We start from the raw sequence: 11,710 nt of genomic DNA on the forward strand, positions 1-11,710 counted from the left end.
GGCTGGCCTTGCCGTACGAGGCTGCGGGGGCCGCCGGGCCACCCGCGCCCGGCATGTATCTCGTCACCGAACTGAGCCCCCTGCTCGCGGCCGAGGCGGCAGCCGAAGCCGCCGCGGCCGGAGTGGACGCCGCCGACCTCGAACAGGCCGTCTGGGTAAGGCTGCTGGAGCAGAGCCCCGCCGAACCGGGACGCTGGGTCCGCTCCGCCGTACGGGCCGAGGCCCGCCGGGCGCGGCGGCGGGCCAGGCGCGAACTGCCGTACGCCGTGGAGACCTTCGAGTCGCACACGGGCGAGCCGAACACGGTCGGGCCGTACGCCGTCGAGCCGTACGCGGATCCCGATACGCGCCCCGAGCGCGCCGTGCTCGCCGCCGAACGGCGCCGCGCGGTGCGGGCCGCGGTGAGGCGGACACCCGGGCGCTGCCCCTGGCTGCTGGCCGCGCTGCTCTCACCGGCCGACCCCACCTACCGGGAGATCGCCGGGGAGTTGGGTATGTCACAGGGGAGTCTGGGGCCGGTTCGTTCCCGATGTCTGGGATGTCTGCGGAGAATGCTGACGGCGGAGGTTGCGGCGGGGGGCCCGTGGGGAAAGGAGCGTTAGACATCCGGTGAACAGGTGAGCGGGAGGCATGCGCACATGGGCATGAGCGTGACCATCTCAGCGGCGACCGCGGAGGACGCCGAGCAGATTCTGAAACTCCAGTACCTGTGCTACCAGGGCGAGGCCGAGCTCTACGGCGACTACTCCATCGAACCGCTCACCCAGACGCTCGACGCGCTGCGGGCCGAACTCGCCGCGGGCCACGGGCTGGTGGCGCGCCTGGGCGACGAGGTCGTGGCCTCGGTGCGCGGTGGGGTGGACGCCGCGGGCACGGCGCGGATAGCCAAGCTCATCGTGCATCCGAGGATGCGGCGGCACGGCATCGGCGGCCGGCTGCTCACCGCGATCGAGGCCAAGTTCGCCGCCGACCCGGCCGCCAGGCGCTTCCAGCTGTTCACCGGCCACCGGAGCGAGGGCAATCTGCGCCTCTACCGCAGCCATGGATATGTGCCGGTCTCCACCGACCCCACCAGCTCTGCGGTCACGGTGGTGACCCTGGAGAAGGAGGCCGGGGCGCGCGCGTATGTGAAGAGCGCCTGAGGGCGCCTCAAGTGAGCGCCTGAGGCCGGGCGCGGGGCCGTCAGTTCCTGGCGGCCCTGCGCAGCCAGAGCATCCCAAGGACCGGAAGGATCACCGGGATGAAGAGGTAGCCCATCCCGTAGTCCGACCAGACCGTGGCGTCCGGGAACGAACCGGGCGACGCCAGTGTCCAGGTGCCGACGACGAGGACGAAGACCAGCTCGGCGGCGCAGCACACCAGCGCCGCCCGACGGGCCTTCTCGCCGCCGCGCACCAGCGAGTAGGTGATGAAGCCGTACACCAGGGCCGCCACGGCGGAGAGCGAGTAGGCCAGCGGTGCCTTCCCGAAGTCCATGATCATCTGGACGACCGAACGGGAGGCCGCCGCCACCGTGAACACCCCGTAGAACCAGACGAGCACCCGGCCGGGACCGGTGCCCAGCTCGTACCGGGGCTTCTCCTCAGCTGTGGTCATCGTCAGTTTCCCCAGATGTCGTAGAGCCGGACTTCCAGCACGGCCAGGACCACCGCGCCCGCCGCGACCGTCACCGAACCCCAGCGGGTCCGCTCGGTCAGCGAGAGGAACCCGGCGGCCGGCACGGCGGCGAAGGCGCCGATCAGATAGGCGATGAAGATCGCCTTGCCCTGCTCGGGCCGCTCACCGCGGGCCAGCTGCACGATGCCGATCACCAGCTGCGCCAGCGCCAGGACCGAGACGACGGCCATCCCGATGAAGTGCCAGTCCTTCGTGGGCTGGTCCCGGTAGGCGGCATAACCGCACCAGGCGGCGAGGGCGAGCGCGGCCACAGTGACCGCGACCGTCAGGGCGACAAGCATGGAGCCGAGGGTATTACGGGGCGCCGGGCCCGCCGCGCGCGGCCCCGGCGCCCGGCCGCGATCAAGGTCGTGGCCTTGGCCACAGCTCTGGCCCGCCGCCGCCCGGCCGCCCCGGCCGTGTGCACTCCGCTCCGTACGGCGTTCCCGCAGGTGGGAGCAGGTTCGCAGACAGTGGCCGACGGCGCCGGAGTCTGTCCGGGACCGTCCGTTATACGGACAAGCGTGCTCGGGCCGTTCTCATTTCTGCTTTACTTGCCGCATGACCACGACGAGCAGCCGCACCCTTGCGACCGAGGCGATCAGCACGCCCGGTGCTCGTTGTATGTGTCGAATGCGCGCCTTCTGAGGGTCCCTGCCCGCGCCCCGAAGCGGGACCGAGAGCCGGGCCGCCCGCCTCCGCACTTCCGCGGACACGGCAGCCGGCCGGCCACGCGCACGTAAGCCTTCCGGTCACCTCCGTGACGGCCGTGCCGCGCTTCCAGACGAATGCCCCGTGCCGGCGGACACCGCGCCGCGCACTCGACAGTGACGGAAATTCTGTGATCACCACCATCGGCCTGACGAAGGTCTATGCCTCGCGCGGCCGTGAGGTCACCGCCCTTGACGGCGTCGATCTGCACGTCCGCGAGGGCGAGGTGTTCGGCGTCATCGGCCAGAGCGGCGCCGGGAAGTCCTCGCTCATCCGCTGCGTCAACCTCCTCGAACGCCCCACATCGGGCACCGTGACCGTCGACGGCACCGACCTCACCGCGCTCGCCGGCCGCGGCAGCCGCGCCGGCCGGGAGCTGCGCGCGGCCCGCAGCCGGATCGGCATGGTCTTCCAGCACTTCAACCTGCTGTCCTCACGCACCGTGCAGGACAACGTCGAACTGCCCCTGGAGATCCTCGGGACCAGCGGCAGGGACCGCGCCCGCAAGGCGCTCGAACTGCTCGACCTCGTCGGTCTCGCCGACCGCGCGAAGTCCTACCCCGCACAGCTCTCCGGCGGCCAGAAGCAGCGCGTCGGCATCGCCCGCGCCCTGGCCGGCGACCCCAAGGTGCTGCTCTCCGACGAGGCGACCTCCGCACTCGACCCCGAGACCACCCGGTCCATCCTCCAGCTGCTGCGCGACCTCAACCGGCAGCTCGGTCTCACGGTGCTGCTCATCACGCACGAGATGGACGTCGTCAAGACCGTCTGCGACTCGGCCGCGCTGATGCGCAGCGGCAGGGTCGTCGAGTCGGGAACCGTCAGCGAACTCCTGGCGACGCCCGGCTCCGAACTGGCCCGCGAACTCTTCCCGGTGGGCGGCCCGCTGCCGGGCACCGACCGTACGGTCATCGACATCACCTTCCACGGGGACAGCGCGGGCCGCCCGGTGATCTCCCAGCTCTCCCGTACCTACAACATCGACATATCGATCCTGGGCGCCGCGATGGACACCGTCGGCGGCCATCAGATCGGCCGGATGCGGATCGAACTGCCCGGCCCCTTCGAGGAGAACGTCGTGCCGATCGGATTCCTCCGCGAGCAGGGCCTCCAGATCGAGGTGGCAGGCAGCGAAGTGGCAGGCAGAGGAGTGGCAGGCGCGGAAGTGGTGGACACGGAAGTGGCAGGCACGGAAGCGGCGGACGCCGACGTGGCCGACGCCGATGTGACAGGCGCCGAGCACCCCGCACCGGTCGAGGAGGACGCCAAGTGAGCTGGTCCGAGATGCAGCCGCTGCTCTCCCAGGGCACCACCGACACCCTGTACATGGTCCTGTGGGCCACCCTGGTGACGGTCCTCGTGGGACTGCCGCTCGGGGTGCTCCTTGTCCTCACCGACAAGGGGGGACTCCTCCAGAACCGCCCGGTCAACAAGGTCGTCGGCGTGATCGTGAACATCGGGCGCTCGCTGCCCTTCATCATCCTGCTGATCGCGCTGATCCCCTTCACCACCTTCGTCGTCGGCACCTTCATCGGTCCGACCGCGATGATCGTCCCGCTCGCGATCGGCGCCGTCCCGTTCTTCGCCCGGCTCGTCGAGACGGCCGTCCGCGAGGTCGACCACGGCCTGGTCGAGGCGGTCCAGTCGATGGGCGGCAGCGTGCCGACCATCGTCCGGAAGGTGCTGCTGCCGCAGGCCCTGCCGTCCCTGGTCTCGGCGGTCACCACCACCGTCATCGTGCTCATCGGGTACTCGGCGATGGCCGGGGCGGTCGGCGGCGAGGGGCTGGGCTCCAAGGCGATCACCTACGGATACCAGCGCTTCGAGAACAGCTTCATGATCGCCACCGTGATCGTGCTGGTCGTGCTCGTCACCGTCATCCAGCTGATCGGCGACGGAATCGTCCGCCTGCTGGCACGCCGGGGGCGAACCACCGCATAGAACTCAGAACTCCCTGCCGGGGAAGTTCCTCCGCTCACAGCCCGCACTCCTTGTCCGGGCGACATCCCGCACCACTGGAAAGAGGCACTTTTCGTGCGTAACTCCCGCAAGATATCCGCATCCGCAGCCGCCGTCGCCGCTCTGGCCATCGGCCTGACCGCGTGCGGCACCTCGTCCGACCCGTCGAGCAAGCCCGAGGGCGCGAAGGCCGACACGAGCAAGCCGCTCGTCGTCGCCGCCTCACCCGTCCCGCACGCCGACATCCTCAACTACGTGAAGACCCATCTGGCGGCCAAGGCCGGACTCAAGCTCCAGGTCAAGGAGTTCACGGACTACGTCCTGCCCAACAAGGCCACCGAGACCGGCCAGGTCGACGCCAACTTCTTCCAGCACAAGCCGTACCTGGACGACTTCAACAAGAAGAACCACACCGACCTGGTCCCCGTCGTCAGCGTGCACCTGGAGCCGCTGGGCCTGTACTCCAAGAAGGACAAGTCCCTCAAGGACATCAAGTCCGGCCAGACCGTGGCCGTACCCAACGACACCACCAACGAGGGCCGCGCGCTCAAGCTGCTCGCCGACAACGGGCTGATCACCCTCAGGAGCGGAGTGGGCAGCGAGGCCACGCTCTCCGACGTCAAGGACAGCAAGGGCCTGAAGTTCAAGGAGCTGGAGGCGGCCACGCTGCCCCGCGCCCTGGACGACGTCGACGCAGCCGTCATCAACGGCAACTACGCGATCGACGCCAAGCTCAAGCCCGCCAAGGACGCCCTCGTCCTGGAGAAGGCGGCCGGCAACCCGTACGCCAACCTCCTCGTCGTCAAGAAGGGCGGCGAGAAGGACCCCCGCGTCGAGAAGCTCGCGAAGCTCCTCAACTCGCCGCAGGTCAAGAAGTACATCGACGACAAGTACCAGGGCGCGGTCGTCCCGGCGTTCGGCGCCGTCAAGCCCTGACACCCGTACGGTGACGGCCCGCGCGGGCCCCCGTACCCTCACCCGGTACGCGGGGCCCGCCGCGGCCACCCGGCCGTGCGGCGCCCGCCGCCCATGCTGCATGCTGTGGCTTTACGTCGGTCCCTGGCCATGGAGCAGCGCATGACGACCACCTTCCCGGACATCTCCATCAGCACGGACCGGCTGGTGCTGCGCCCCTTCGAGGACGCAGACGTCCCGCTGCTGGCCGACATGATGAACGACGAGGCGGTCACCGCCTGGAGCACGGCGCCCCACCCCTACCAGCGGATCGACGGCGAGCGCTGGGTACGCAGGTTCGCCCCGGGGGAGCGCACGGCCGGACGCGGGATCGTCCTCGCCGTCACGGAGTTCCTCACCCACCGGCTGGTCGGCAGCGTCCATCTGCGCGCCACCAACTGGCGCACCATGGCCACCGAAGTCCGCTATGTCACCGCCCCCTGGGCGCGCGGCGAGGGATACGCCACCGAGTCGGTGCTCGCCGTCGCGCAGTGGCTCTTCCGCGACCAGCGCTTCGAGCGCATCGAGCTGCGCACCCCGGCGGACAACACCGCCGCGCAGCAGGTCGCGCAGAAGATCGGCTGCATCAGCGAGGGCGTGCTGCGCAACGCGTGGATAGCCCGCACCCGCACCGAGAACGGCACGGACGGCGGCTGGACCGACATCCGCACCGACCTCATCGTGTGGAGCCTGCTCCCCGAGGACCTGGAAGGCGTCGCCGACCAGCTCGCCGACGCCCACGGGTACGGCGCCCACGGGTACGGCGCCGAGGGGTACGGCGCCTACAACGACTGGAACTGACCCCCTCGTCGGCCACCGGCCGCAGCGGGTAACCTCGCGGGTGCTCGCTGTTCCGCTCCACGGCCCGGTTCACCCCGCCCCTGCGGACACCCGGGCACCACCACCGCCCGGACGACGGGCAGCACGCACACACCCCCGCCGCGCGACAACACCAGGAGACTGACGACGATGGCCGACCGGGTCACGGTGATCGGCTGGGACGGCTCGCCCCTGACCGCGGCCGCCAGGTCCGCCCTCTCCGCGGCCACGCTGGTGGCCGGAGCCGCCCACCACCTCGTACTCCCCGAAGTGCCGCCGGGCGCCGAGCGGGTCCGGCTCGGCAGTGTGAGCCTCGCCGCCCGACGGATCGCCGGACACCGCGGCAGCGCCGTGGTGCTCGCCGACGGCGACCCCGGCTTCCACGGGGTCGTCCGCACCCTGCGCGCCCCGGAGTACGGCCTGGAGGTCGAGGTCGTTCCCGCCGTCTCGTCCGTCGCCGCCGCCTTCGCCCGTGCCGGGATGCCGTGGGACGACGCCGAGGTCGTCGTCGCCCACCCGCGGACCCTGCGGCGCGCGGTCAACGTCTGCCGTGCGCACCCCAAGGTCGCCGTCCTCACCTCACCGGGCGCGGGCCCCGCCGAACTGGCCCTGCTGCTCGAAGGGGTCCACCGCACCTTCGTCATCTGCGAGGAGCTGGGCACCGAGCGCGAACAGGTCACCGTCCTCACCTCCGACAAGGCCGCCGACCACAGCTGGCGCGATCCCAACGTCGTGATCGTCATCGGCGGCGCGGGCCATACCGAAGCCCCGGCGGTACGCGGCTGGGCGCTGCCGCCCGCCGAGTACGGCGAAGGGCTCAGCGAGGGCGAGGACGCCGGACTGCGCGCCGCCCAACTGGCCAGGCTGGGCCCGCGCACCGGCGACCTGGTCTGGGACATCGGCTCGGGCAGCGGGGCGCTGGCCGTCGAGGCGGCCAGATTCGGCGCCGCCGTCATCGCCGTCGACGCCGACCGCGAGAGCTGTGTCCGTACGGACGCGGCCGCGCAGCGCTTCGGAGTACAGCTCCAGGTCGTCCACGGCCAGGCACCCCACGTACTGGAGCGGCTGCCGGAGCCCGACGTGGTCCGGATCGGCGGCGGGGGAGTGGCAGTTGTCACCGGCTGCGCCGACCGCAGGCCCGGACGGATCGTCACCCACGCGTCGACCCGTGACGAGGCCGAGGCGCTGGGAGCGGCTCTGGCGGACGGCGGCTATCTGGTGGAATGCGCCCTGCTGCAATCCGTCGACCTGGACACCCGCACCTGGGCCGAGCGTGAGCGCTCGGTGGTCTTCCTGGTCTCGGGCCGCCGTCCGGAAAGTGGCCCCTGACCCTGCTCCGGGGAGGCGCGGGGTAGGCTGGCCGACTGTTGTACCGCAGCTGGGGGTTCGGCGCTTCGTTCGCCAATGTCCGGAAAAAGGAACCGTTTTGGGTCCCGTGTGGTACGGCGGCACCGGGGACGCGCGACGTGGCGCAGCCCACAGCGGACCGTGGCAGGAACCCCTGCACGGCGTCGAACGGCCGTGACCATACTGAGTGTCCGCAGGCCTTTCGTACCGCACGGCGTGCCCGCTCGTTGTCTCAGTACGGGCGACCCGGTAAAGGGCTGAAGGAGCACTATGGATGGGCGAGGGGTACGCATGACCGACACCGGCCAGGTCCCGGGCGAGGGACAGCCGGGGAACGCAGGCATGGTGGAGCAGCAGGGCCTCCCCGCCCCCGGTGCCTACACCTTCCTCGACCCCTCGGAGAACCCCACCGATGACGACGATCTGCTGCTGATGCCCGGCGCGCAGGGCGCGTGGAGCGAACCGCAGCAGCCGCAGGGACAGCAGCAGTTCCAGCCCCAGCCGCAGGCCGCCGCCCAGCTGCCCGAGCCGGGTGCGCACGAGACCGGTGGACGCGACTCGGGCTCCGTGGACGTGGGCGCCGTGCGCGCCCAGGCCGCGGCCCAGCCGGCCCCGCCGCCGCGCAGGCCGCTGCACATGGGCCCGCCCGTGCCCGACACCACGGGCGGCGTGGTGCGTTCGCTGGCCGACCGCGGCCCGAGCACAGCGCCCCCGCAGCCCGCCCCGGCCTCCGGCAACGGCCCCCGGACGCTCGGCCCCGAGTATCTGGACATCCCGCGCGACGAGGCGGAGGCCCTGCCCGGACCGCAGCTGGGGGAGATCCCGCCGCAGGCCGCCCCGTGGACGCCGCAGCCCGAGCAGGTGACGTACGATCCGGCCGCCGCCGCGCAGTCCGGGCCCGCCGTGCAGACGCCCCGGCCGCAGGAGTTCCCGGTGTCCGCTGCCGACACGGCCCAGGAGGCCCCGCCCGAGCCGGTCGCCGCCGCGGACTCGATGGGGCGGTTCGTCCCCGTCGAGGGCTCGCGTCCCTCCGCGCCGCATCTCGCGCCGACACCCGCCGCCGGCACCACGGCGCCCGGGACCGCCGACACCGAGCAGCCGGTGGCCGATGCGGCGCCGGCCGCCGGAGAGCCGGCCGCACCGGCCGATGCGCTCCCGGCCGAGTCCGCCGCACCGGCACCGGCCGCCGGGGCTCCGGCGGTGGCGGAACCGGTGGCCGACCCGGCCGCAGGCCGGACGCCCGCCCCGGTGGCGGAGCCCGTACCCGGCCCGGAGGCCGAGCAGCCCGCACCGGGACCGGCGGTGGAATCGGCGCCCGAGGCCGCGACAGCACCCGCCCCTGAGCCCGTACCGCAGGCCCGGCCGGAGCCGGTCGCCGCCGCCGCGGAAGCGGAGGCAGCCGGTACGGAAACGGAGCAGACCGGTACGGATGGTGTGCTGCCGGAGCCGGAGCCGGAGAGCGCACCGGCGCCCCTGCCCGCCGCCGAAGCCGTGCCCATAGAGGGCGGGGAGCAGCTCCCCGGTGCTCCGGCCGTGGCCACGGTGCCCGCCCCGCGTCACGGCGGAGCCGATGAGCACGCTGCACAGCCACAGCCGCAGCCGGACCCCGCAGCCCCGGCCGCCGGACCGCAGCCGCACCCTGCCCCGGAGGCATCGGGCGAGGCCGCTGAGCCCGGCGTACCGGCGGCCGGCGCGCTCCCCGCAGCCGCTGCCGGAGAGCCGGTCGTGCAGCCCGACACCGCGGTTGCCCCTGCCCCGGCGGCGGAGCCCGCCGAAGCGGCGGCGCCGGAGGAGGCCGACGTAACCGCAGCGCAGTCCGCGGCGGCAGCTGACGCCGAGACCGCGTCCGCCGCCGTGGCCGGCACGACCCCCGAAGCGGCCGAGCCGACCGCTCAGGCCCCGACCGTTCAGGCCCCGACCGCACAGGCTTCGGTGGCCCAGGCCGCCGAGCACGTACCGGCCGCCGAAGCCCAGCCGTTCCCCGCCGACGCGCAGCCCGGCGCCGAGCCCGTCCCGGAACTCCCGGCCGACGCACAGCCCGTGGCCGACCCGGCGCCCGCGCCGGACGCCGTCGCGGACGCACAGCCCGAGGCGGCGCCCGGCACCGAGCAGCCCGCAGAGCACGCCGCCGACCCGCACTCCGGAGCAGAACAGACCGGAGCAGAGCAGACGGGTACCGAGCACACGGGCCCCGAGCACACCCGCCGCACCGAGGACACCGCTCCCCAGCAGACCGGGGACACCGACCCGACCGGCACCAACAGCACCGACCGGACCGGCGCAGCACGGACCGTCACCGGACAGCCCCTCCAGGAGCACCCCGGATCCGAGCCCGCCCCTGGACAGCAGCCCGCAGAGGGCGACGAGCCCGCAGAGGGCGACGAGTCCACCGGCGCCCCCGGACCGCGGCCCGCCGAAGCCGAGCCCGCGACGGCCGCAGCCCCCGGCTACGAGGACGCCGAGCGCGAAGCCGTCCTGCGGGTCATGCGCGAACGCCGCGACATCCGCAACGGCTTCCGCAGCGACCCCATCCCGCACGAGGTGCTGCTGCGCGTACTCGAAGCCGCGCACACCGCGCCGAGCGTCGGCCACTCCCAGCCCTGGGACTTCGTCGTCATCCGCTCGGCCGAGACCCGGCGCTCCATGCACGAACTGGCACAGCGCCAGCGTGAGGCGTACGCCAAGTCGCTCCCCAAGGGCCGCGCCAAGCAGTTCAAGGAACTGAAGATCGAGGCGATCCTCGACACCCCGGTCAACATCGTCGTCACCGCCGACCCGACCCGCGGTGGCCGCCACACCCTCGGCCGGCACACCCAGCCGCAGATGGCGCCGTATTCCTCGGCCCTCGCCGTCGAGAACCTCTGGCTCGCCGCCCGCGCCGAGGGGCTCGGCGTCGGCTGGGTCAGCTTCTTCGACGAGCGCGAGATGGTCCGCGCCCTCGGCCTGCCCGAACACCTCGAAGTCGTCGCCTACCTCTGCGTGGGATACGTCGACGAGTTCCCCGAGGAGCCCGAGCTGATGCAGGCGGGCTGGTCCAAGCGCCGCCCGCTCTCCTGGGTCGTGCACGAGGAGACGTACGGCCGCCGCGCGCTGCCCGGCGAGGAACCGCACGATCTTCTCCAGGACACCATCACCAACATCCGGCCGCTGGACGCCAAGGCGCTCGGTGAGGCGTGGGACCGCCAGAAGCGGATGACCAAGCCCGCCGGAGCCCTGGGCATGCTGGAGATCATCTCCGCACAGCTCAGCGGGCTCTCCCGGATGTGCCCGCCGCCGGTCCCCGAGCCCGCGGCCGTCGCGATCTTCGCCGGGGACCACGGGGTGTACGCGCAGGGCGTCACCGCGTGGCCGCAGGAAGTGACCTGCCAGATGGTGGCCAACTTCCTCGGCGGCGGCGCGGTCTGCAACGCCTTCGCCAACCAGGTGGGCGCCGAGGTCTGCGTCGTGGACGTCGGCGTCGCCGGTGAACTCCCGGCCACCCCGGGCCTGCTGCCGCGCAAGGTACGCGCCGGGACCGGCGACTTCACCACGGGCGCCGCGCTCACCCGCGAGGAAGTGCTCTCCGCCATCGAGGTCGGCATCGAGACGGCCCGCGATCTGGTGGCAGCGGGCAACAAGGTGCTGCTCACCGGCGAGATGGGCATCGCCAACACCACGGTCTCCGCCGCACTGATCTGTGTCTACACCGGCCAGGACCCCAGCGAGGTCACCGGCCGCGGCACCGGCATCAACGACGAGATGCACGCCCGCAAGGTCGACGTCGTCCGGCGCGGACTGGAACTCCACCAGCCCGACCCGGCCGACCCGGTCGGCGTCCTCGCGGCGGTCGGCGGCCTCGAACACGCCGCGCTGGCCGGCTTCCTGCTCGGCGGGGCCTCGCTGCGCACGCCGGTGATCCTGGACGGAGTGAGCGCCGGAGCAGCCGCTCTGGTCGCCCGCGCCATCGCACCCGAGGCCCTGGCCGCCTGTATCGCGGGCCACCGCAGCGCGGAGCCCGGCCATGTCGCCGCCCTCAACAAGCTGGGCCTGCGCCCGCTGGTCGACCTGGACCTCCGCCTCGGCGAGGGCACGGGCGCGCTGCTCGCGCTGCCCGTCGTCCAGAGCGCGGCCCGTGCCATGCACGAGGTGGCCACCTTCGACTCCGCGGGTGTCACCGAGAAGTAGCCGCGGCGTACGCGGGAGAGGGGGCAGGGGCGCTGGTCACCGGCCCACCCAGACCGCGCGGGCGCGCCCCACCCCCCAGCTAACAGACGCGGACACCCCC

General features: G+C 72.7%; 10 protein-coding genes. 8 read left to right on the forward strand and 2 right to left on the reverse strand.

Features of this window, described 5'->3' with window-relative positions:
- The first annotated feature begins 53 nt into the window (after positions 1-53).
- Both ACFXBC_RS27515 and ACFXBC_RS27520 read left to right on the forward strand, forming a co-directional pair.
- The gene (locus tag ACFXBC_RS27515; protein WP_385030080.1) at positions 54-602 is read left to right on the forward strand and encodes a sigma-70 family RNA polymerase sigma factor; all 549 of its coding nucleotides are present in this window, start codon (positions 54-56) and stop codon (positions 600-602) included.
- A 36-nt stretch (positions 603-638) separates the two neighbouring features.
- Complete coding sequence (locus ACFXBC_RS27520; protein ID WP_385030083.1) at positions 639-1,142, forward strand: GNAT family N-acetyltransferase; 504 nt, start codon at positions 639-641, stop codon at positions 1,140-1,142.
- A gap of 40 nt (positions 1,143-1,182) precedes the next feature.
- On the opposite strand, the gene ACFXBC_RS27525 is transcribed toward ACFXBC_RS27520, so the two are convergent.
- Entirely contained in the window at positions 1,183-1,596 is a 414-nt protein-coding gene (locus ACFXBC_RS27525) for a hypothetical protein (protein ID WP_385030004.1), read from the reverse strand.
- Between the two features lie 2 nt (positions 1,597-1,598).
- On the reverse strand, positions 1,599-1,958 hold the full coding sequence (locus tag ACFXBC_RS27530) for a hypothetical protein (RefSeq protein ID WP_164267495.1): 360 nt from the start codon (positions 1,956-1,958) through the stop codon (positions 1,599-1,601).
- 539 nt (positions 1,959-2,497) lie between these two features.
- Here ACFXBC_RS27530 and ACFXBC_RS27535 point away from each other — a divergent pair.
- From ACFXBC_RS27535 to cobT, 6 genes are all read left to right on the forward strand, one after another.
- Positions 2,498-3,640 carry a methionine ABC transporter ATP-binding protein gene (locus ACFXBC_RS27535; RefSeq protein ID WP_385030008.1) on the forward strand — a complete coding sequence of 381 codons (1,143 nt, stop codon included), beginning with the start codon at positions 2,498-2,500 and terminating at the stop codon, positions 3,638-3,640.
- Entirely contained in the window at positions 3,637-4,308 is a 672-nt protein-coding gene (locus ACFXBC_RS27540) for a methionine ABC transporter permease (protein WP_385030011.1), read from the forward strand. Before ACFXBC_RS27535 ends, ACFXBC_RS27540 begins: the two co-directional genes overlap by 4 nt.
- 93 nt (positions 4,309-4,401) lie before the next feature.
- Positions 4,402-5,262 (forward strand): MetQ/NlpA family ABC transporter substrate-binding protein, encoded by an 861-nt coding sequence (locus ACFXBC_RS27545; RefSeq protein WP_385030014.1) that lies wholly within the window; start codon positions 4,402-4,404, stop codon positions 5,260-5,262.
- Positions 5,263-5,403: 141 nt separating this feature from the next.
- Positions 5,404-6,081, forward strand: a complete 678-nt coding sequence (locus tag ACFXBC_RS27550; RefSeq protein WP_385030017.1) for a GNAT family N-acetyltransferase — start codon at positions 5,404-5,406, stop codon at positions 6,079-6,081.
- Positions 6,082-6,249: 168 nt separating this feature from the next.
- Entirely contained in the window at positions 6,250-7,428 is a 1,179-nt protein-coding gene (gene cbiE, locus ACFXBC_RS27555) for a precorrin-6y C5,15-methyltransferase (decarboxylating) subunit CbiE (RefSeq protein WP_385030020.1), read from the forward strand.
- A gap of 309 nt (positions 7,429-7,737) precedes the next feature.
- Entirely contained in the window at positions 7,738-11,610 is a 3,873-nt protein-coding gene (cobT, locus tag ACFXBC_RS27560) for a nicotinate-nucleotide--dimethylbenzimidazole phosphoribosyltransferase (RefSeq protein WP_385030023.1), read from the forward strand.
- The last annotated feature ends 100 nt before the right edge of the window (positions 11,611-11,710 follow it).

Source organism: Streptomyces sp. NPDC059398 (assembly GCF_042751845.1).
Taxonomy (GTDB): Bacteria; Actinomycetota; Actinomycetes; order Streptomycetales; family Streptomycetaceae; genus Streptomyces.